This is a genomic window from Amycolatopsis sp. NPDC034160, assembly GCF_055575355.1.
The window spans coordinates 177,894-197,833 of the sequence record NZ_JBVISU010000004.1; the positions used below are offsets into that span (position 1 = coordinate 177,894).

Here is a 19,940-nt window from a genome sequence, read left to right on the forward strand (position 1 = left end):
GAAAGCGTGTCACGTACAGCCACCCCAAGGCACTACCTGATGGTCAGACCGACGTACTTCGACGTCGAGTACTCGATCAATCCGTGGATGGACCCGAAGAAGCCCACGTACACCGAACTGGCCATCGCTCAATGGGAGTGGCTGCACGATCTGTACGTCGATCTGGGACACCGCGTCGACCTGCTCGACCCGCTGCCGGGGCTGCCCGACATGGTGTTCGCGGCCAACGGGGCGACCGTGGTCGACGGGCAGGTGCTCGTCGCGCGATTCCAGCACACACAGCGCTGTGGCGAGTCCGCGGCGTACCTGGACTGGTTCCGTGCCAACGGATACCGCTACGTGCGGCAAGCACAGTGGGTCAACGAGGGGGAGGGCGACTACCTCGTCACCGGGCAGAAGATCCTCGCCGGGACCGGGTTCCGCACGAATCCGGAGGCGCACAACGAATCCCGAGAGTTCTTCGGCCGCCCGGTGATCGGGCTGACGTTGATCGACCCGCGGTATTACCACCTCGACACCGCGCTCGCCGTCCTCGACGACGAGACGGTCATGTACTACCCGGAGGCGTTCTCCGAGGACAGCCTCATGGTGCTGAAGGAGCTGTACCCCGACGCGATCCTGGCCTCCGAACGCGACGCCGCCGTGTTCGGCCTCAACGCCGTGTCCGACGGCAAGCACGTCGTGCTCCCGCAGGCGGCCACCGGGCTCACCGCGCAGCTGCGCGAACACGGTTTCGAGCCGATCGGCGCGGAACTGTCCGAATTGCTCAAGGCGGGCGGCAGCGTCAAATGCTGCACGCTGGAACTGCGTGCGGGATAAGGAGAACAGATGGAGTCCGCGCAGCCGGAAGCCCGCCGGAGGGTCACCGTCCGGAGAGTACTGACAGGCGCTGTGCTGGTCGCGGTCCCGCTCGTGGTCGTGCTCGTGGTGCTCGGGCTCGGCTCGGCTTACGACCAGGGTCATGTCGCGGCGGCCACGGCCGCACCGGGCGGGACGGATCCGTATCCGCGCCTGCTCGTCGCGCTTCCGGTGATTCTGGCGGCGTGTCATCTGGCCGGGCTGGCCGCGCGACGACTCGGCCAGCCCGCCGTCATCGGCGAGATCATCGCCGGTGTCCTGCTGGGGCCGTCCCTGCTCGGGTTGCTTTGGCCCGCCGGATTCGCCTGGCTGTTCCCCGGCAACGTGGTCGCGATCATCAACATCCTCGCCCAGCTGGGGCTGATCTTCTTCATGTACCTGGTCGGCTCGGAGATCGACCTCGACGCGGTGCGGCGGCGGGGGTTCACCGCGGTGACGGTGAGCCAGGTGAGCATCGCGCTGCCGATGGTGTCGGGCATCGTGCTGGCCCTGGGGCTGTATCCGGTCTTCGGTGGTGACGTCGGCTTCCTGAGCTTCGGCTTGTTCATCGCGGTGTCGATGAGCGTGACCGCGTTCCCCGTGCTGGCGAGGATCCTGACCGATCGCGGGATCGCGAAGACCACACTGGGCGCGCTCGCGCTGACCTGCGCGGCGGTCGACGACGTCGCGGCCTGGTGCCTGCTGGCCGTCGTGATCGCGATCAGCCAGGGCGGATCGGGCACCGAGGTCTTCCTCACCATCGCGCTGACCCTGGTCTTCGTCCTGGTGATGGTCTACGTGGTCCGCCCGGTGCTCGCGAAAGGGCTGCCTCGAGTCCCCGAAACGGTGGTGCTGGCGATCCTGCTCGCGGGGATCATGCTGTCGGCGCTGGCGACCGAGGAGATCGGCATCCACCCGATCTTCGGCGCGTTCCTGTTCGGCGTGGTCGCGCCTCGCCGGGATCCGGTGGTGAGCCGCGCGGCCGGCAAATTGGGCAGCGTCACGGTGACCCTGTTGTTACCGCTCTTCTTCGCCTACACCGGTTTGCGCACGCAGTTCGGCTTGCTCGGCGAGGCGAGCCTGTGGGCGTGGTGCGCGCTGATCACGGCGGTGGCGGTGTTCGGCAAATGGGTCGGCAGCACCACCGCCGCGCGGCTGACCGGCGTCGGCTGGCGCGATTCGCTGTCGCTCGGGGCGTTGATGAACTGCCGGGGGCTGACCGAGCTGGTAGTGCTCAACGTCGGTCTCCAGTTGAAGGTGATCAGCCCGACGGTGTTCGCGATGCTCGTGATCATGACGCTGGTCTCGACCGTCGCGACCGCTCCCGCGCTCGCCCTGATCGCCAGGTTCGGGAAGAAGTCCGAAAAGGACGAAGAGAAGTCCGCCGGTCCAGCGGCGGCGGAAAGTAGATAGGACGCCATGACCAGCAAGCAGGAAACCCTAGTCAGCACCTTCGCGGAGATCGTGCTCGCCGACGAGGTCCGCGAGACCATCGGAAGCGAGCTGCGGGCCTTCCCGAATCCCGTCGACGACATCGACCGTTCGCTGGCGATGCTGCGGGTGGCCTTCTCGCGGCTGCCCATCGACCAGCTGCAGACGATTCTGGACTTCGGCAGGCACGTCGACACCCCCGGCGTCGCGCTCGTGCGCAACCTGCCGGTGGATCCGGAACTGCCGGAGACGCCGGTCGACGGGGAACCCAGCGAGGACAAGAAGACGTTCGTCGCCGAGACCGTCCTTTTGGGACTGAGTCAGCTGCTCGGCGAGCCCGTCGGGTTCACCACCGAGAAGAGCGGGCGGCTCGTGCACGACGTCGTCCCGGTCCCGGCGGGGGCGCGCAGCCAGACCAATCAGAGTTCGCACGTGTTCCTGAACTTCCACAACGACATCGTCCACGACGACCTCGGCCGGTATGACGTGTCCAATCCGGACTTCCTGGTTCTGAACTGCGTGCGCCAGGACGAGAACAAGGAGGCCGTCACCTACTACGCCGACGGCCGGGACATCTCCGCCGCCCTCGACCCCCAGGTGCTCGACGTCCTGCGCCGCCCTCTGTTCCGGCTCAACGCTCCCGGCAGTTACGTGCGCGATGTGGCCAAGGGTCTCGACGTGCTGTCCGACCTCGTGCCGATCATCTCCGGGCCGTCGGATTCGCCGGAGGTGTCGGTCTCGGCCAACGGCGTGGTGGGGGAGACCGTCGAGGCGGAGCAGGCGCTGGAGGAACTGCAGCGGGTCTGCCGCGAAGTCGCGCACCAGGTCAAACTGGAGCCCGGGACGGCGCTGCTGATCAACAACCGGAAGGGTCTGCACGCGCGGTCGCAGTTCTTCGCGCGGCACAACGGGCGGGACCGGTGGCTGCAGCGCACCTACCTCCGGCGCAGCCTGTGGACGATCCGGTACCGGGGCACGGCCGAGGACCGGCGGGTGCACTGACGGCCCGGCGAGTGCCCCGCCTCGTGAGTGGTGATGACGGTTCTCTTGAGGGGTAAGGCAAAGGTGTCGTGTTCGGGAGGCGGGCCTGTGAGACGTTGGACGTCAGGCTTCGGCACTGGGCGGTGGTGTCCCGAAGGTGTCGCGAAAGCCACTTTCAGGACATCACATGTCCTGAAAGTGGCTTTCGCGACACGGGCAGCGGGCGCCGCCTTCGCGAGAACGCGCACCGCATAGGTGGCATGTCCTGGGATCAGGCTTGGTGTTGCGGAAGCGGTTTTCCCGACACCTCCTTGAGGGCTTGGGGAGGCTGGTCATCCCTGGTGGTGTGAGCAGGCAATCGGGAGGCGGGCATGTCCCCAATGTGGCAGTGGAGACGGTCAGCGTCCCCAGTGCCACATTGGCGGCATCCGGCCGCGGCGTGAACAGGCCCGCTCGCAACACGGCGCCTTCGCCTTACCCCTCGATAGCCGTCATTACCACTCACGAGAGGCGCCCATGTTAAGAACCACAGCGACACGGGTAACCGCTCCGGGAAGATCCACAACCGACCGGAGGAGCCCCGATGGCCGACAAGTTACGACCGCCGCAGCAGCAGGATCCACCGGGCGTGACGTCGAAGATGGACCCGCGGCCCCGTGACTCGATGGAGGATTACGAGGGCCGTGGCCTGCTGAACGGCAAGCGCGCGCTCATCACCGGCGGTGACTCGGGAATCGGCCGGGCGGTCGCGATCGCCTTCGCGAAGGAGGGCGCCGACGTCGTGATCGCCTACCTCAACGAGCACGAGGACGCGAAGTACACCGAGGAGCGGGTGCGGGCCGAGGGCCGCGAATGCCTTCTTCTTCCGGGTGACCTGGCCGAGGCGGCGCAGTGCCGCGAGATCGTCGACCGGACCGTGAACGAACTCGGTGGACTCGACATCCTGGTCAACAACATCGCCACCCAGTGGCCGGTCGACTCCCCGGAAGAACTCACCGACGAACAGTGGACCCACACGTTCGACGTGAACATCCACAGCTACTTCCGGGTGACGAACGCCGCGCTGCCGCATCTGGCCAAGGGCTCGGTGATCATCAACACCGGTTCGGTGAACGGCTTGCGAGGCAACAAATCCCTCATCGACTACTCCGCGACCAAGGGTGCCGTGCACGCCTGGACCTACGCGATGGCACAGGCCTTGGCCGACCGCGGCGTCCGGATCAACTGTGTCGCGCCGGGCCCGGTGTGGACGCCGCTGATCCCGTCGACGTTCCCGCCGGAGAAGGTCGAGAAGTTCGGCCTCCAGGTTCCGTTCGAGCGGGCGGCCCATCCCGACGATCTCGCGCCCTCGTACGTCTTCCTGGCGTCCAACCGGCTCTCGTCGTACTACAGCGGTGAGGTCATCGCGGCACTCGGAGGCGAGACGACGCCCGGCTGAGCCCTGCCACGGCCTCGACGACGTCTTCGGCCGGGACACCGTCCAGACAGGGATGGCCGGGCACCGGGCAGATCCGGGCCCGGCTGTCCCGGCACGCGGCGTGCTGGTCGCCCAGCAACGCGGTCGGTACGCCGTACGGTGCCCAGCGCGCCGCGGGGACGACCGGGGCGAACAGTGAGACCACCGGCGTCCCGACGGCGGCCGCGAGGTGGGCGGTTCCGGTGTTGGGCGCGACGACCACGTCCGCGCCGGCGAGCACGGCCCCCAGCTCGGGCAGCGAGGTGCGCCCACCGAGGTCGAGGGCGTCCCCGGCGACTTCCCGGGTCAGGCCGCGTTCCGACGGCGAACCGGTGACGACGACGCGGCGCCCGGCGGCCTGGAGTGCCCGGACGATCGCGGCGGAACGGGCGGCGGAGGGCTGGCGGGCCGGAACCGACGCGGCGGGATGCACCACGACATAGCCCTCATGGAGCGATTCGGCTCCGAGCAAGTGGTCCACCGGCGGCAACGGTTCACGGATCGCGAGACCGCCGTCGTCCCCTGACGGCAGGGAAAACCCCGCCTGCTGGGCGAGGGAAAGCATCCGGACCGGTTCCGGTGGATCACCGGACACGCGATGCCGCAGGTCCAGCAGCGAACCCGGATAGTCCTCGCTGATCGCGCCGATCCAGGGCACACCCGCCATGCGCAGCACCAGCGCCAGCGGCAGCGGGGACTGGTGGAACGACGTGAGTACCAGTGCCGCGTCGAGGGACAGCCCTCGTAGCCGCTGGACGAGTCCGTCGATGTCTTCGCTGGTCACCGGTGGGGGTTCGGGGTCGATCCAGGGCGCGCACCAGGTGAGGACCTCGTCGACACCGGGCAGCAGGTCACCCGCCGCACGCCCCCGGGGCCCGGTCAGCAGCACGACGCGCTCGGCCCCGGCCGCCACCGCGCGGACGCAAGGACCGGCGAGCAGGACGTCGCCGAGGTTGTCCATCCTCGCGACCAGCACCGTTCCCCTCATCGGCCACCCGCGACGGCCAGATGGACGGCTTCGGCGAGATCACGGGCGACGGTCGCGCGGCGGCGGGCCCGGACGACCTCCTCGGGCCGGGTACGCGCGGTCGGGATCAGGATCCCGCGGGCTCCGGCGGCGAGCGCCGCGTCGACGTCGGCGCCGGTGTCGCCGATGACCACACACCGGCGGACGTCCACACCGAGCGCTTCGGCGGCCTGGCGCACCATGCCGGGCGCGGGTTTCCGGCAGGGACAGCCGTCGCCGTCGTCGTGCACGCAGACCTGCCAGGTGTCGAACGGCCCGAGAGCCTCCTCGACGCGCGCGTTCACCGCAGCCAGCCGTTCCGGCGTGATCAGGCCTTTCGCCACGCCGGACTGGTTGCTGACCACGCCGACGCGGATACCCGCGCTCCGCACGCTGCGCACGAGCTCCTTGGCACCGGGCACGGGGCGGACGCCGTCGGGATCGTCGAGGTAGGGCACGTCGAAGATCAGGGTGTCGTCCCGGTCGAACAGCACCGCTTGCGGCCGCCGGGCCAGCCGATGGCGCAGTTCGCCGCGAAGCCGGTGATAGCAGGCCGCGGGCGGGATGAGCACGCTGGTCACGAGCATGCGCGAGACCTCGCCGGGCGTGAGCGGCCCCGGTGTGATCCGGCGGGCGGCGAACTCGGCGGTCAGCCCCGCCCACACCCCGGCGGCAGCGGCAGCGGCCTTACGGCGCCCCATCGCGAACAGCGCGGCGGCGCTCACCGCGCTCGCCGTGGCCAGCGCGTGCCGCTCGAGCCGGCCGCGGCCCGCCGCGGTCTGCTGACGCCAGAGGACGCCGTGTTTGTGGCGCATGAGCGCGTCGTCGGCGTTGCCGCGCTGGGCACGGAGACTGGCCAGCGGGCCCGAATGCTTGGGCGGATGGGTGGTGACCCGTTCGCCCTTCGCGATGAGATAGCCCGCCTTGGCGACGTTCAACCCCAGGTCCGAATCTTCGCGGTAGGCACGGGGAAAGCGTTCGTCGAAGCCGCCGACCTCGGTCAGCACCGACCGGCGGTAGGCCATGTCTGCGGTGATCCACCTGGCCGTCTCCAGACCGGCCGTCCCGCGTTCGTCGTCGGTCGGACGGCGGTCCGGGGGCAGCGGCACGACGAGCCGGGCTTGGGACGCCGCGGTGTCCGGTCCGAGCGGAAGAAGGTCTTCGGCGAGTTTCCGCGGCCAGTCCGAGCCGACCAGCACGTCGTCGTCGAGGAAGGCGATCCACTCCGTCGCCGCCCGCCGCCACCCGGCGTTGCGAGCGGCGGCGGGACCGCGGCCGCCGGTGCGGATCACTTCGACCTCCGGCGTGCATGGCGGCAGCTTCAGCTCGGCACCACCGGGCCGGTCGTCGGCCACGATGATCCGCGCGGGTCGCGGTTCCCCGGCGGCTTCGATGCCGGTCAGAAGCGTATGGAGATTCTCCCGGCCGGTGGTCGGGATGACGATCGTGTAATCCAGGTGGGTCACTCTCTTCCGATACCCGGGAACACCGAACGCAAACGCCGCCATGGACGAGGTGTCGGAACGCTCGTCCGGGGTAACCGGTCGCAAAGCCTTCGAAGGAGGTGCGAATGCCGGCAACGGACCGGACGGCCGTGCTCGAAATCCGCAACCCGGCCGACGACAGCCTCGTCGGGAGCGTCCAGTGTGCGACCCCCGACGCTGTTCAGACCGTGCTCACCACGGCTCGGCGCGAGGCGCCCGCGTGGGCGGCGACCCCCGCCGCGGAACGCGGGGCCGCGGTGAAGGACGCGGCCCGCATGCTGCGTGACCGGGCGGGCGAACTCGCCGTCCTCATCGAGAGTGAGACCGGAAAACCCCGGACCGAGGCCGAGGAAGGCGTACTCGCCGGAGCCGGGACGCTGGAGCAGTACGCCGAACTGGGCCCGGTGCACCGGGGCAAATCCCTGCTCGGTGACCCGCGGGCGACCGACCTGATGGTGCCGGAACCGCGGGGCGTGGTGGCGGCGCTGACCCCGTGGAACGATCCCGTCGCGGTGGCCTGCGGCCTGCTCGGCGCCGCGCTGGTCACCGGGAACACGGTGGTGCACAAGCCGAGCGAGCGCTGCCCGTACACCGGTGCCTGGCTCGGTGGCCTGCTGTCCCAGGCTCTGCCGCAAGGAGTACTCCAGACGCTGCAGGGCGACGGGAGCGTCGGCGCCGATCTAGCCGCCCACCCGGACGTGGACGTCGTCGCGCACGTCGGAAGCACGGCGGCGGGCCGTTCGATCGCCGAAAGCACGGCGAGGACCGGGGCCAAGGCGCTACTGGAGAACGGCGGCAACGACCCCCTCATCGTCGACGCCGACGTGGACCCGCGCTGGGCGGCCGGACAAGCCGCGACAGGGGCCTTCGCCAACTCCGGACAGATCTGCGTTTCCGTCGAACGGATCTATGTCCATCAAGACATCGCCGACGCCTTCCTCAGCGCACTGGTGGCCGAGGCCGGCACGCGCGAGCTGGCCCCGCTCGTCGACCGGCGGCACCGCGATCGCGTACACGGCCAGGTGTCGGAGGCGCTCGCGCAGGGCGCCGAGCCGCTGATCGGCGGCAACCTGCCGAACGGTCCCGGCGCCTTCTACCCGGCGACCGTGCTCACCGGCTGCACGCCGGGGATGCGGGTCTTCACCGAAGAGACCTTCGGCCCGGTCGCGCCCGTCCGCGTGATGGCCGACTTCGACCAGGCGCTCAGCCAGGCGGCGAGCGACGAGTACGGTCTCGCCGCCACGGTGCTCACCTCGTCGATGACGCACGCGCAGCGGGCCTGGCGTGAACTCCCGGTCGGCACGGTGAAGATCAACAACGTCTTCGGCGGCGCACCCGGCGGGGCCGCGCATCCGCGGCGGGCCAGCGGGAGCGGGTACGGCTACGGACCCGAACTGCTCGACGAGATGACGCAGACGAAGGTGGTCCACCTCGGGCCCCCTGGCGTGTGATGGCCGTCGGAAACCGGTGGACGGCACCGTTCACCTGGCTCGGCCGGGTGATTCGCGTACCGGGGGAGGAACGGCGCAGCCTCGTCCAGATCACGAAGGCCACGGCGGCGGCCGTGATCGCGTGGCTCCTCGCGACGGCGGTTCTCAAGCTGCCGCAACCGTTTCTGGCGCCGTACGCGGCCGTGTTCATGGTGCAGGCCACCGTCTACCGGTCCATCCGCGGCTGGGCGCAGCAGGTGGGCGCGGTCAGTGTCGGAGTGCTGCTGGCGGCCGCCGCGGGCCAGTTGATCCCCTCGATGACGGTGGCGCTCGGCCTGGTCGTCTTCGCGGGGCTGCTGATCGGCTCGTGGCGGGCGTTCGGCGACTCGGGGGTCTGGGTCGGGGTCACCGGCATGCTGCTGGTCTCCTACGGCAGCGCCACCCAGCCCGTCCTGCTCGCCGACCGGCTGCTGGAAACCGCGCTGGGCGCGGCGATCGGCGCGGTGCTGAACGCGGTCATCCTGCCACCACTGCACGGGGAACGGCTCCGGGCGGCGACGTCCCGGCTCGCTTCGGCGATCGGGGACGTCCTCGAGGAGACCGCGGAACTCGTCCGCGGCGGAGAGGATCCCGAAGCGGCCGACCGCCTGCAGGAACGCATGCGTGACGTCCGCAGTCTGGTCGCGGAGGCGGATGAGGCGATCGACTGGACCCAGGAGAGCCGGTACCTGAACCTCCGGCGACGGCGTGAGGCGCGGGAAGAGCCGCTGGCGAATCTCGTCTCGCTGTGGCCACCGCTCGCCCAGCTGATCGACGCGGTGAGCGAAGCCACCCAGAGCGAGCAACCGTTCCAGCCTCCCGGGGAGTACGCGCGTGGCGTGATCGGCGAGCTGCTCGAAACGCTCGCGGAGGTGGCCCGTTCGAGAGACTTGGACAAGCTGGGCCGATGCCGCGTCCTGGTCGAGGAGCTCGACCGCCTGCTCGTCATGCCCACGGACGAGGTCACGACGTCGGTCGGGCTCGGCGCGATGGCACTACCCGCGCGCCGCCTGGTCCAGCGGCTGGAGGCGGATTAGGGCGCGTCCACGATGGGTAACCGTACCCATGACCGGAAGCGGAAAGCGGATCGTGGTCACCGGTGCCACGGGGAACGTCGGCACGGCCGTCGTGCGTGCGCTCGGCTCGGATCCCGAAGTCGGGTCGATCGTGGGCGTGGCCAGGCGCCCCAGCCGATGGGAGAGCCCGAAAACCGAGTTCGTCACCGCCGACGTCGCCCGCGACGACCTTCGTGCCGTCTTCGACGGCGCCGACGTGGTGATCCACCTCGCCTGGCTGTTCCAGCCCACCCACCGGCCCGAGATCACCTGGCGCGCCAACGTGCTCGGCTCGATCCGGGTCTTCGAGACCGCACAGGCCATGCGCGTCCCGGCGCTGATATACGCCTCGTCGATCGGGGCGTACTCGCCACGCGACGACGACCACCCGGTGACCGAGGACTGGCCGACGCACGGCTCACCGAAGGCCGCCTACACCCGCGAAAAAGCTTATGTGGAAAGGGTTCTCGAAGCGTTCGACCGGAGCCATCCGCGCATGCGGGTGGTGCGGGTGCGTCCGGGGTTTCTGTTCCAGAAGGCCGCGGCTCAGGAACAGCGCCGCCTCTTCGGCGGGCCGTTCGTGCCGGAGAAGCTCGTGCGCCCCTCCTTGATACCGCTGCTGCCGGACATCCCGCAGCTGCGGATCCAGACCGCGCACACCGACGACGTGGCCGACGCCTACCGCCGCTGCGCGCTGCAGGAGGTCAAGGGCGCGTTCAACATCGCCGCCGACCCGGTGCTGGACACCCGCGCCCTGGCCCGGATCTTCGATGCCAAGCCGGTGAAGGTCCCGGCGGTCTTCGTCCGCCGCGCGCTCGCCGCGGCCTGGGCCCTGCACCTGATCCCGGCCACCCCGGGCCTGTTCGACGCGGTCCTGCACCTGCCGGTGATGGACTGCACGCGGGCCAAGGAGGAATTGGGCTGGACGCCGCGCTACTCCTCGGAAGAAGCGATCGAAGCCTTCCTCAAGGGACTGCGGGAAGGGAAAGGGTTGCCGACCGAGCCGCTGAAACCGGACGTCGGCCGAGCCCACGAACTGGCGACCGGAGTGGGGGAGCGACCGTGAACGAGAAGGAACTGTTGCACACCTTGACCAAGGTGGTGACCACTTTGGACGCGACTTCGGTGCGGTTCGCCGTCGCGGGCGGTCTCGCCGTCTACGCGCGAGGCGGTCCTCCGTCCGACCACGATGTCGACCTCTTCCTCAAGCACGAGGACATCGAGGAAGCGGCGAAAGCACTGGAGGCCGCGGGGATGAGACGCGTGCACCCGCCGGAGGACTGGCTCACGAAGGTCTACGACGGAGACTGCCTGGTCGACCTGATCTTCCGGCCCAACCACCGTCCGGTGACCGACGAGATGCTCGACCGCGCTTCGCTGATGCGGATCGGGGCGACCGCCGCGCCCGTGCTCAACGGCACGGATCTGCTCGTCGACAAGGTCCTCGTTCTCAGCCCGCACCGGTGCGATTTCGGGCCCCTGCTGCGGATCGCGCGCGACCTCCGCGAGCAGGTCGACTGGCACCGGGTGGCCGAGGAGACCTCCGAGTCTCCTTACGCGTGGTCGTTCCTGACCCTGCTCGCGGCACTGTCCATCATCGACGGAAAGGAGCTCCCGATGCCATCGGAGGCACCCCAGTACCTGGTAGCGAGGCTGACCAAGGCGCTGGCCGAGGATCCGAGGACGGCCGAACTCGGTGTACACGTCACGGTGCGCGGCGACCAGGTCCGGCTCAGCGGCGAGGTCGCCTGCGAGAACCGCAAGGCCGATGTCGAGGCCGTCATCTGCGAACACATCGCCGCCGAACTCGTGCACAACGACGTCCGGCTGGCCGACGTGCGCGAACCCGCGCGCGCCGAGGAGATCCGGTGATCCGGGTCGCCGCGGTCGGGGACGTCCACCTCGGTGAGGACAACCGAGGCCTGCTGCGGCCGGCACTGGACAACATCGCCGAACACGCCGACGTGCTGCTGCTCGCCGGCGACCTCACCCGGCACGGCACCCTCGACGAGGCCAGGGTGGTCGCCGACGAATTCGCCGGGCTCGACGTCCCGGTGGTGTCGGTACTCGGCAACCACGACTACCACTCGGACCAGGCCGAAGCGGTCAGCGGATTGCTGGAGGAAAGCGGGATCACCGTCCTGGAAGGCAACGCCACCACGGTGAAACTCGACGGCGGGACACTCGGCGTCGCCGGGGTGAAAGGATTCGGCGGCGGCTTCGCGGGCAAATGCGCGAGCCGGTTCGGCGAACGGGAGATGAAGGATTTCGTCGAGCACACCATCGCGGCGGCCAACCGGCTTCGCGGTGCGCTCGAAGGGCTCCGGCAGGAGGAGCCGGACGTGATCGTCGCGCTGACGCACTACGCGCCGATCCCCGGTACGCTGCACGGCGAACCCCCGGAGATCCACCCGTTCCTCGGTTCGTACCTGTTGTGCGAACCGATCGACGAGGTCGGGGCCGCCCTGGCGCTGCACGGACACGCGCATTACGGCAGCGAACAGGGCGTCAGCCCGGGCGGGGTGCCGGTGCGCAATGTCGCCCAGCCGGTGATCCGGTCGGCCTACGCGACGTACGTTCTTGAGCCAGCGAAGGCATTGGCATGAGGGAACGATTCCATGGTCAGCTGAGCGTCCTCGGTGAGCGCTTGTCGGATATGTGCGGCATGGCGTGTGAGGAGCTTCGCCTGGCCAACCGCGTCTTTCTCGACCAAGACGTCGAGGCCGCCGCCGAACTCGCGACGGTCGAAGCGCGGTTGAACGCGGCGCGCACCGAGTGCGAGGAGACCGCGCAGAAGCTGCTCGCCCTGCAGGCACCGGTCGCGCGGGACCTGCGGACCGTGCTCGCCGCGGTGTACTGCGCCGACCGGCTGGAGCGGATGGGCGACCTCGCCCAGCACATCGCCGAGCAGGCCCTGCGGTCGCCGGAGTTCGCCGTCCCCGACGCGCTCACCGGGCGGTTCGGCGAGATGGGGGCGCTGGCCTGTTCGATGGCGGAAGACCTCGGCGCGGCGATCGACGGGTCCACCGCCGAGGTGTTCCAGTCGCTGGCGCGGTCCGATCAGCGCGTCGACGCCCTCTACGAGGAGCTGATGGAGCTGGTGACCGGCCCCGGCTGGACCGAGGGCGTCGCGCCCGCGATTTCGGTTACGTTGCTGGCGCGGTTCTACGAGCGGTTCGCCGACCAGGTCGTCTCGGTGGCGCGGCGAGTGGATTTCGCGCTGACGGGGGAGTTGCCCGCTTCTTCGGTACGGGACGCTGTCGTCGAGTCTGCGTGAGCACTACCGGCGGCTCTTGACTGTCCATAAGGGACCCTTTCGACACGAGCGTGCCCGATTTGGGTCGTTCTCTAGAGGGTTAAGGCAAACGTGGTGTGTTCGGTCGGGATGGTGGTTTGGGTGACGTGGCGCCGTACTCGCGTGCTTGGAGCCGTATCTCGCGTGCTTGGAGGCGTATCACCCGAGTGCGGGGTTCAGGCACGCGAGTTACGTCTCTGAGCACGCGAGTTACGCCTTCGCTCTGCCCCTCACTTCCGCACCCGATTCGCGCGGGAACTCACCCCGATTCGTTGGTGGCGTGATGGGGTGCGCCGACCGGTTTCGATTCCGGGGAACCGCGCTGGCGCAGATATACGCTGAATACCGCCATCGAACCGATGGCGAGGAATTCCGATTGCCAGTTCTGCAGGGACCGGTTCCAGAAGTCGGGCGAGACCAGGTACTCGAACCAGCTCAAGGGATTGCCGAAGTCGGCGATCTGCTCGGCGTTGTAGGCGCTCACCCCGGCCACCGACTGGGCCAGCCACGACAGCAGGAACAGGCCCAGCATCATCAGGCCGAGCGACACCGAGAAGATCCCGGTGCGCCAGCCGCCCGCCCGCACCCAGGGCGGGGACTGGTTGGTGGCATGTGCGCCGACCTGCTGGTCTTCGTCGCTTTCCAAGCCGACCCGGCCGGCGGGTTTGGATTCGGGTGAACCGCGTTGCAAGAGCCACACGGTGGCGAAAACGTAGAGGAAGAATTGCAGGTATTCGGATTGCCAGTTTTCGGCGACGTCGACGGCGAAGACGGCGGAAGTCAGGTAGTCGAGCAGGCCGACGGGTTCGGCGGCGTGCCGAAGCTGTCCGTCGTTGAAGTCGGCGAGGCCGGCGAACGCCTGCCCCGCGAGGCTGGCGAGGAACAGTAGCCCGAAGCCCAGTGAGAGCCCGTTGTCACGAAGAAAGCGTCGCATCGTCGGTCTCCCTCACCGGTGCAGCAATCCGAGAAGGATGCAGTAACCGAGGCCTGCCACGACGAGGGTCAGGTAAACGGTGAAGACCCCTCGTGCTCTCATGGTCCACCTACTGCGCAGTCGTAGACCTGCTCGTTGCGGGGACGGCAACCCGCCCCGGTGATCAGCCAGCCGACGGAGAATTCGTGCAGGAAGAGGGTGTCGCTACTGGTCTTGACCTGGGCTTCTTCGCTCCAGACCGACACCGTTTCGGGAGTGCCGCCCGGCAGTGCCACCTCGGCGAGACCGTGTTCGCAGCCCTCCGGGCCCCAGGATTCGCGCACCCGGGGCGCGAGCAAAGCGCACGCCGAGCGCTGATCACCCGACGCGAGTGCGCCGAGGAACCGCCCGGTGGCTTCCTTCACCGGCTCCTGCCCGCTCGCTCCGGTACATCCGGCCACCAGCAGACCTACGCCGAACGCCAGCACTTTGACGATCACGGGCTACAGGTACCCCGCCGGGCACTCGACTACACACCGCGTTTCGTCATGACGCCGGGTATTGGCTCGTCCGCAGCAGGTTCGCCAGGTGGACGGCGTTGCGGGCCAGGGTCGCGTTGGTCGATTCGACCGCTTCCGGTGTCTCGTCGAGGTCGTTGTAGTCGCCCGGCTTCATGGCTTCACCGTTCCAGTACGTCCCACCCTGCGCGGGCACGGTGAAGCCGATGTCGTTGAGCGCCTGGAACAGATCCGCGGTGATCTTGTGCGCACCGTCCTCGTTGCCGACGACCGCGGTGACGGCGACCTTGCCGAACATCGACGGCCTGCCCTCGTCGTCGGTTTCGGACAGTTCGGCGTCGAGCCGTTCCAGTACCCGTTGGGCCACACTGGACATGTGCCCGACCCAGGTCGGCGTCGAGATCAGGAGGATGTCGGCGGCGGCGATCTTGCGGCGGATTTCGGGCCAGGCGTCGCCTTCGCCCATGTCGGCCTCGACGCCGGGTTTGACGTCGTGGTCGACGACGCGCACCAGTTCGCCGGTCACCCCGCGTTCGGCCAGTTTGTCCAGCACCTGCTGGGCGATCAGCCCGCTGCTCGTCGGGGACGGCGACGGTTTGAGCGTGCACACCAGTGCGAGGGCCTTCAACGGCTGGGTCATCGTGTCCTCCTGTTCGGATCGGTGCCGAGCCCCGTATGGGTGAACCCGGCGCGGGCGACGGCCGCCGGGTCCAGGAGATTCCTGGCGTCGACCACGACGGCGCGCTCGGCCGCCGCGGCGAGCCGGTCCCAGTCGAGATCCCGGAACTCGGGCCATTCGGTGAGCACCACCAGCGCGGCGGCGTCCTTCGCCACCAGATACGGGTCGTCGACGACCTGGACGATGTCGGGCTCGACCGCTTCGACGCCGGGGTCGTAGGCGGTCAGGATCGCGCCGCCGCGGGCGAGTTCCCGGGCGATCGCCAGCGCGGGGGAGTCCCGCAGATCCCCGGTGCCCGCTTTGAACGCCAGCCCCAGCAGTCCGATGCGGACGCCCGCGAGCGAGCCGTCCGGAGCGCCGGTGACGGCCAGCCGGATCTTTCGCGTCACGGCGGCCTGCTGGCGTGCGTTGGCCTTCATGGCGTCACGCAGGATGCCGAAGTCGACGCCGGCGTGCTCGGCGGTCCGCAGCAGCGCGGCGGTGTCCTTGGGCAGGCACGAACCGCCCCAGCCGGGGCCGGGGGAGAGGAACGCGGGGCCGATCCGGGGATCGAGCCCCATGAGCCGCCCGACGTCGCGGATGTCGGCACCGTAGTGCTCGCAGAGTTCGGCGAGGATGTTCACGTAGGACACCTTCATCGCCAGGAACGCGTTGCTGGCGTACTTCGTCAGCTCGGCACTCGCCGGGTCGGTGAACCAGACCGGAGCGCTGCTCTCGCCGTACAACGCGGCCACTCGCTCGGCGGCGGGCCGGTTTTCCTCCGTCGAACCCAGCACGATCCGGTCGGGGTTCAGGAAGTCCTCGACGGCGTGGCCTTCACGGAGGAATTCCGGGTTGCTCACCACCGGCAGGTCAGCCCTGCCCAGCAGCTCCGGCAGCCGCGCGCCGGTGCCCACCGGGACGGTGGACTTCGTGACGACGACGCATCCCGATTCGAGCAGGTCGGGCAGGGTGGCGACGACCTCTTCGAAGATGCGGACGTCGGCGTTCCCGTCGTCGCCCTTCGGAGTGGGCAGGCACAGCAGGATCACGTCCACATCGGACAGTGCCTCCGGTGCCGTGGAGAACCGCAGCCGTCGGCAGTTCAGGCCGTCGCGGACCAGCTCTTCGAGGCCCGGCTCGGCGATGGTGACCTCACCGCGGTCGAGTGCGTCTACTTTGGACTGATCGTTGTCGACGCAGATGACCTGGTGGCCCAAGTGTGCGAAGCACGCGGCGCTCGTCAGGCCGACGTATCCGGCGCCGATCACGCCTACCCGCTCACCCATGAGACGCCCTTTCCCCGAGCAATCCTTCGGCCGCGGTGACGACGCGGTCTTCCCGCAACAACAGCAGACCCGGATCCGGCCGGTCGGCGTGCGGATCGCCGACGTCGCCCACCCAGAGCACCACGTGCTGCCGCGCGCCGGGCGGCGGGCCCCAGCGGCACGGCGGGGTCGGCCCGAACAGCAGCACCGAAGGCGTTCCATACGCCGTGGCGAGATGCCCGACGCCGGTGTCGCCACAGATGATCAGCTTCGCCTCCGCGACGGTGGCGGCGAGTTCGGCGAGGCCGGTGTTCCCGGCGAGAACGGCGTCTTCCGGCAGCCCGGCCGCTTCGGCGACCTCCCTGGCGAGCGGTACTTCGGCGGCACTGCCGGTGACGACCACCCGGTGCCGTCCGGCGAGTTCCCGCGCCACGTGCGCGAAACGCTCCGGCGGCCAGCGGCGGGCCGCGAAGGCGGCACCGGGATGGATCACTACGGCACCGGGTGCCGGACTCGGCCCGGGCGGCGGCGGGAGCTCGAGCGCGTCGCGCTCCGCCGGGATACGGGCCGCTTCCAGCAGACGGCACCAGCGATCGACCTCGTGCACGTCCTCGGGCCAGTCCGGGCCGTCGACACCGGGAAAGTCCGGATGCCGGTGGGTGATCAGCTCGACCGGATCCTGCGCGAGCAGGTCGTGGATGCTCTCCGGGCCGCGGCCGTGCAGGTTGACCGCGAGCCGGGGTGGTTCGCCGGGCCACGACAGGTCGCCGAGACCCCCCGTCGGCAGCAGTTCGTCCACCGCGTCGATGAGCTCGACGATGTCGCGGAGGCCTTCCGGGGCGGCGAGGACCAGCCGTTCGCCGTCGAACGCGCGGCGCAGGGCGCGCAACGCGGGGACACCGGTGAGCAGATCCCCCAGGCCGAGCGCGCGCAGCACGAGAATGCCGCCACTCACGGCCACGACCCTTCCTCCGACGCGCAGACCACGAGTTCGCGGACCTCACAGCCGGGTGGCTGCGACAGCGCGAACACCACGCTCGCGGCGACGTGTTCGGGCTGGTTGAGCTTCGCGTCCGGCGGCGGCTTGTACTGCTCGGCCCGGTCGTCGAAGAACGCCGTGTGCATTCCGCCGGGGACGAGCAAGGTCACCCCGACGCGGCCGGCGAGCTCCATGGCGAGCGCCCTCGTGAAGCCGACGACCCCGAATTTCGAGGCGCAGTAGGCACTCGCGTCGCCCGCGACCCGGACCCCGAGCGTGGAGGCGCAGGTGACGACCGTGCCGTGGCTTTCGCGCAGATAGGGCAGTGCCGCACGGACGACCGCGGCCGTGCCGAGCAGGTTGACCCGGATCACGCGTTCCCAGTCCTCTGTGGACACGTCGTCGAGCGCCCCGCAGGCATCGGTACCCGCCGCGGTGAACACCCCGTCGAGGCCGCCCGCACGTTCGGCGAGGGTCCGCACGGCGTTCTCGGCCGCGGTGGAATCGGCCAGATCGGCCTGGACGAAGTCGACGTCGGCGGCGGGTTCGGCGCGGTCGATGACGAGCGGGGTGCCGCCGGCCTCGCGGACGGCTTCGATGGTCGCGGCACCGAGGCCGGAAGCGCCGCCGGTGATCAGGATGTTGCCGAGAGCACGCATCATGCTCCTTCCGCCGCGGCCACCAGCCTGGAGGTGGAGTAGCCGCGGATGGTCGGGATCAGGACGATCTCGCCGCCGTGCCGGCGGACCACGGCGCTCTCGGGGAGTTCCGTGTCCGCGTAGTCGCCGCCCTTGACCCAGACGTCCGGGCGCAGGCGGTCCAGCAGTGCGGCGGGATCGGGTTCGTCGAACACCGCGACGGCGTCGACGGAACTGAGTTCGGTGAGCAGCCGAGCGCGGTCGCGGGCGGCCACGATCGGCCGTCCCGGTCCTTTCAGGCGGCGTACCGATTCATCGGAGTTGAGGCACACGATCAGCGCGTCGCCGAGTGCGCGCGCCTGGCGCAGGAGACTGGCGTGCCCGGGATGCAGCAGATCGAAACAGCCGCCGGTGGCGACCAGCCTGCCGCCCCGCGCGCGGACCCGAGCGGCGACATCGAAGGCCGAAGCGCCATTGTTCTGGGTTTCCTGCTCGGCTCGGGTGTCCATAGTGGACAAAGTCGCGGCACCGCCGGTGGCGACGAACCGCGCGGCGGTTTCGACCCCCGAGGCCACCGCGTCGTCGATGGCCGCCCCGTCGAGCAGCGCGGCGGCCACCGCGGAGGCGAAGCGGTCACCCGCGCCGCAGGTGTCCTTGGCGGTGATACCGGTGGGCGGCCGGAACGACGCGCACCGCTCTCCGTCGTTCAGGACGGCCCCGTGCTGGCCTGTGGTGACGCTGACCGCTTCGACGGGCCACAGTTCGCGCAACCGTTCGGCCAGGTCTTCCGGGCCGGACCGGGTTTCGGTGAAGTGCTCGGCCTCGGCCAGATTCGGCGTGGCCAGCCGCACTCCGGGTACCGGTTCGGCGCCACGCGGATGCGGATCCCAGACGATCGGGATCTCGCCTGCCAGTTCCGCGAGCAGCTTCCGGACGCCGGGATGGGCGGTGACTCCCCGGCCGTAGTCGGCGACGAGGATCGTCCCCGCCGAACGCAGCGCGTCCCGCACCTCGCGGGACAAGGGCGTCATGTCCGCCGTGCCGTCGCCGCTGTCGAGGCGGACCAGGGACTGCCCGGCGGCCCGCACCCTCGTCTTGGTGACGGTGGTGCCCTGCAAGGGCATCGGGACAAGCGCGACCTCGCGCTCCAGCAACCCGGTCAGCGCGCGCCCTTCCTGGTCACCGCCGAGTGGCGCGACCAGGACGACGTGGGCGGTGGACCGCGCCGCGAGCAGCGCGGCGAGGCCGGCGCCGCCCGGCCGCCGCCAATGCCGGTCGAGATCGACCACGGGGACGGGCGCGTCCGGGCAGAGCCGCTCGGAAGTGCCGTCGATGTCGACGTCCAGCAGGGCGTCGCCCAGCACGACCAGCGGCCTCACGTCGGCACCCCGAGCGCGTCGTCCAGCGCGGTGCACAAGGCGTGGACCAGTGCCAGATGGACTTCCTGCACGGTGGCCGTGGACGCGGCCTCCACCGGGATCGCCTCGTGGCACAGCGAGGCGAGCGGATTGGGGGAGGGGCCGGTCAGCGCCCACGTCGTGATGCCGAGTTCGTGGGCGGCCTTCGCCGCCGCGACGACGTTCTGGCTGGTACCACTGGTGGACAGGCAGACGAGGATGTCACCGGGACGGCCGTGTGCCCGGACCTGGCGGGCGAACAGTTCGTGTTCGCCGTAGTCGTTGACGATGGCCGTACCGGCGGAGGTGTCCGCGTGCAGGGCGATCGCCGAGAACGGCTGCCGGTCGTTGCGGAACCGGCCCACCAGCTCACCGGTGAGATGCTGCGCTTCGGCGGCGCTTCCGCCGTTGCCGCAGGCGAGCAGTCGGCCGCCGGAGGACAGGACGGTGGCCAGATGGTCACCCCAGTCACGGAGTTTGGGCGCCCAGGAAACGGATTTCCCGGCCGCGTCCCTCAACGCGGCGAAGTGTTCTTCGATCACGAGACACCTCCAA

At 69.7% G+C, this 19,940-nt stretch carries 20 protein-coding genes; 10 read left to right on the top strand and 10 right to left on the bottom strand.

Annotated elements, in window-relative coordinates; translation table 11 throughout:
* The first annotated feature begins 6 nt into the window (after positions 1–6).
* From ddaH to ACZ54P_RS12510, 4 genes are all read left to right on the top strand, one after another.
* Entirely contained in the window at positions 7–819 is an 813-nt protein-coding gene (gene ddaH / locus ACZ54P_RS12495) for a dimethylargininase (RefSeq protein WP_465461618.1), read from the top strand.
* Between the two features lie 9 nt (positions 820–828).
* Positions 829–2,250: a cation:proton antiporter domain-containing protein gene (locus tag ACZ54P_RS12500; RefSeq protein WP_465461619.1), complete on the top strand. Its 1,422-nt coding sequence runs from the start codon at positions 829–831 to the stop codon at positions 2,248–2,250.
* A 6-nt stretch (positions 2,251–2,256) separates the two neighbouring features.
* Positions 2,257–3,270 (top strand): TauD/TfdA family dioxygenase, encoded by a 1,014-nt coding sequence (locus ACZ54P_RS12505; RefSeq protein ID WP_465461620.1) that lies wholly within the window; start codon positions 2,257–2,259, stop codon positions 3,268–3,270.
* A 562-nt stretch (positions 3,271–3,832) separates the two neighbouring features.
* Positions 3,833–4,687: an SDR family oxidoreductase gene (locus tag ACZ54P_RS12510; protein ID WP_465461621.1), complete on the top strand. Its 855-nt coding sequence runs from the start codon at positions 3,833–3,835 to the stop codon at positions 4,685–4,687.
* Here the strand turns inward: ACZ54P_RS12510 and ACZ54P_RS12515 are convergent.
* Positions 4,650–5,693 (bottom strand): glycosyltransferase family 9 protein, encoded by a 1,044-nt coding sequence (locus ACZ54P_RS12515; protein ID WP_465461622.1) that lies wholly within the window; start codon positions 5,691–5,693, stop codon positions 4,650–4,652. The genes ACZ54P_RS12510 and ACZ54P_RS12515 overlap by 38 nt on opposite strands.
* Entirely contained in the window at positions 5,690–7,219 is a 1,530-nt protein-coding gene (locus ACZ54P_RS12520) for an HAD-IIIA family hydrolase (protein WP_465461623.1), read from the bottom strand. Before ACZ54P_RS12520 ends, ACZ54P_RS12515 begins: the two co-directional genes overlap by 4 nt.
* 62 nt (positions 7,220–7,281) lie before the next feature.
* Between ACZ54P_RS12520 and ACZ54P_RS12525 the strand changes: the two genes are divergently transcribed.
* The 6 genes from ACZ54P_RS12525 to ACZ54P_RS12550 are packed head-to-tail and all read left to right on the top strand — an operon-like array spanning position 7,282 to position 12,996.
* Positions 7,282–8,646 (top strand): aldehyde dehydrogenase family protein, encoded by a 1,365-nt coding sequence (locus tag ACZ54P_RS12525; RefSeq protein ID WP_465461624.1) that lies wholly within the window; start codon positions 7,282–7,284, stop codon positions 8,644–8,646.
* Positions 8,646–9,701 (top strand): FUSC family protein, encoded by a 1,056-nt coding sequence (locus ACZ54P_RS12530; protein ID WP_465461625.1) that lies wholly within the window; start codon positions 8,646–8,648, stop codon positions 9,699–9,701. The genes ACZ54P_RS12525 and ACZ54P_RS12530 overlap by 1 nt, the downstream gene beginning before the upstream one ends.
* Before the next feature lie 28 nt (positions 9,702–9,729).
* The gene (locus tag ACZ54P_RS12535; protein WP_465461626.1) at positions 9,730–10,785 is read left to right on the top strand and encodes an NAD-dependent epimerase/dehydratase family protein; all 1,056 of its coding nucleotides are present in this window, start codon (positions 9,730–9,732) and stop codon (positions 10,783–10,785) included.
* Positions 10,782–11,591 (top strand): nucleotidyltransferase family protein, encoded by an 810-nt coding sequence (locus ACZ54P_RS12540; RefSeq protein ID WP_465461627.1) that lies wholly within the window; start codon positions 10,782–10,784, stop codon positions 11,589–11,591. Before ACZ54P_RS12535 ends, ACZ54P_RS12540 begins: the two co-directional genes overlap by 4 nt.
* On the top strand, positions 11,588–12,325 hold the full coding sequence (locus tag ACZ54P_RS12545; protein ID WP_465461628.1) for a metallophosphoesterase family protein: 738 nt from the start codon (positions 11,588–11,590) through the stop codon (positions 12,323–12,325). Before ACZ54P_RS12540 ends, ACZ54P_RS12545 begins: the two co-directional genes overlap by 4 nt.
* Positions 12,322–12,996, top strand: a complete 675-nt coding sequence (locus tag ACZ54P_RS12550; RefSeq protein WP_465461629.1) for a phosphate signaling complex PhoU family protein — start codon at positions 12,322–12,324, stop codon at positions 12,994–12,996. Before ACZ54P_RS12545 ends, ACZ54P_RS12550 begins: the two co-directional genes overlap by 4 nt.
* A 277-nt stretch (positions 12,997–13,273) precedes the next feature.
* Here ACZ54P_RS12550 and ACZ54P_RS12555 read toward each other — a convergent pair whose 3' ends face one another.
* From ACZ54P_RS12555 to ACZ54P_RS12590, 8 genes are all read right to left on the bottom strand, one after another.
* Positions 13,274–13,948 carry a DUF6766 family protein gene (locus ACZ54P_RS12555; protein WP_465461630.1) on the bottom strand — a complete coding sequence of 225 codons (675 nt, stop codon included), beginning with the start codon at positions 13,946–13,948 and terminating at the stop codon, positions 13,274–13,276.
* A 98-nt stretch (positions 13,949–14,046) separates the two neighbouring features.
* Positions 14,047–14,427 (bottom strand): hypothetical protein, encoded by a 381-nt coding sequence (locus ACZ54P_RS12560; RefSeq protein WP_465461631.1) that lies wholly within the window; start codon positions 14,425–14,427, stop codon positions 14,047–14,049.
* Between the two features lie 46 nt (positions 14,428–14,473).
* Positions 14,474–15,085, bottom strand: coding sequence for a flavodoxin family protein (locus tag ACZ54P_RS12565; RefSeq protein WP_465461632.1), 612 nt, complete (start codon positions 15,083–15,085; stop codon positions 14,474–14,476).
* Positions 15,082–16,392, bottom strand: a complete 1,311-nt coding sequence (locus ACZ54P_RS12570; RefSeq protein WP_465461633.1) for a UDP-glucose dehydrogenase family protein — start codon at positions 16,390–16,392, stop codon at positions 15,082–15,084. Before ACZ54P_RS12570 ends, ACZ54P_RS12565 begins: the two co-directional genes overlap by 4 nt.
* The gene (locus tag ACZ54P_RS12575) at positions 16,385–17,332 is read right to left on the bottom strand and encodes a glycosyltransferase family 9 protein (RefSeq protein ID WP_465461634.1); all 948 of its coding nucleotides are present in this window, start codon (positions 17,330–17,332) and stop codon (positions 16,385–16,387) included. Before ACZ54P_RS12575 ends, ACZ54P_RS12570 begins: the two co-directional genes overlap by 8 nt.
* Positions 17,323–18,009, bottom strand: a complete 687-nt coding sequence (locus ACZ54P_RS12580) for an SDR family oxidoreductase (RefSeq protein ID WP_465461635.1) — start codon at positions 18,007–18,009, stop codon at positions 17,323–17,325. Before ACZ54P_RS12580 ends, ACZ54P_RS12575 begins: the two co-directional genes overlap by 10 nt.
* Entirely contained in the window at positions 18,009–19,367 is a 1,359-nt protein-coding gene (locus tag ACZ54P_RS12585; protein ID WP_465461636.1) for a PfkB family carbohydrate kinase, read from the bottom strand. The genes ACZ54P_RS12580 and ACZ54P_RS12585 overlap by 1 nt, the downstream gene beginning before the upstream one ends.
* Positions 19,364–19,927: a D-sedoheptulose-7-phosphate isomerase gene (locus ACZ54P_RS12590; RefSeq protein ID WP_465461637.1), complete on the bottom strand. Its 564-nt coding sequence runs from the start codon at positions 19,925–19,927 to the stop codon at positions 19,364–19,366. The genes ACZ54P_RS12585 and ACZ54P_RS12590 overlap by 4 nt, the downstream gene beginning before the upstream one ends.
* Between the last annotated feature and the right edge of the window lie 13 nt (positions 19,928–19,940).

Excerpts from the sequence above, each read along its gene's own strand:
- ACZ54P_RS12500 (WP_465461619.1), top strand. The coding sequence starts at position 829 with ATGGAGTCCGCGCAGCCGGAAGCCCGCCGGAGGGTCACCGTCCGGAGA.
- ACZ54P_RS12505 (WP_465461620.1), top strand. The coding sequence starts at position 2,257 with ATGACCAGCAAGCAGGAAACCCTAGTCAGCACCTTCGCGGAGATCGTG.
- ACZ54P_RS12510 (WP_465461621.1), top strand. The coding sequence starts at position 3,833 with ATGGCCGACAAGTTACGACCGCCGCAGCAGCAGGATCCACCGGGCGTG.
- ACZ54P_RS12515 (WP_465461622.1), bottom strand. The coding sequence starts at position 5,693 with ATGAGGGGAACGGTGCTGGTCGCGAGGATGGACAACCTCGGCGACGTC.
- ACZ54P_RS12520 (WP_465461623.1), bottom strand. The coding sequence starts at position 7,219 with ATGGCGGCGTTTGCGTTCGGTGTTCCCGGGTATCGGAAGAGAGTGACC.
- ACZ54P_RS12525 (WP_465461624.1), top strand. The coding sequence starts at position 7,282 with ATGCCGGCAACGGACCGGACGGCCGTGCTCGAAATCCGCAACCCGGCC.
- ACZ54P_RS12530 (WP_465461625.1), top strand. The coding sequence starts at position 8,646 with ATGGCCGTCGGAAACCGGTGGACGGCACCGTTCACCTGGCTCGGCCGG.
- ACZ54P_RS12535 (WP_465461626.1), top strand. The coding sequence starts at position 9,730 with ATGACCGGAAGCGGAAAGCGGATCGTGGTCACCGGTGCCACGGGGAAC.
- ACZ54P_RS12550 (WP_465461629.1), top strand. The coding sequence starts at position 12,322 with ATGAGGGAACGATTCCATGGTCAGCTGAGCGTCCTCGGTGAGCGCTTG.
- ACZ54P_RS12555 (WP_465461630.1), bottom strand. The coding sequence starts at position 13,948 with ATGCGACGCTTTCTTCGTGACAACGGGCTCTCACTGGGCTTCGGGCTA.
- ACZ54P_RS12565 (WP_465461632.1), bottom strand. The coding sequence starts at position 15,085 with ATGACCCAGCCGTTGAAGGCCCTCGCACTGGTGTGCACGCTCAAACCG.
- ACZ54P_RS12570 (WP_465461633.1), bottom strand. The coding sequence starts at position 16,392 with ATGGGTGAGCGGGTAGGCGTGATCGGCGCCGGATACGTCGGCCTGACG.
- ACZ54P_RS12580 (WP_465461635.1), bottom strand. The coding sequence starts at position 18,009 with ATGCGTGCTCTCGGCAACATCCTGATCACCGGCGGCGCTTCCGGCCTC.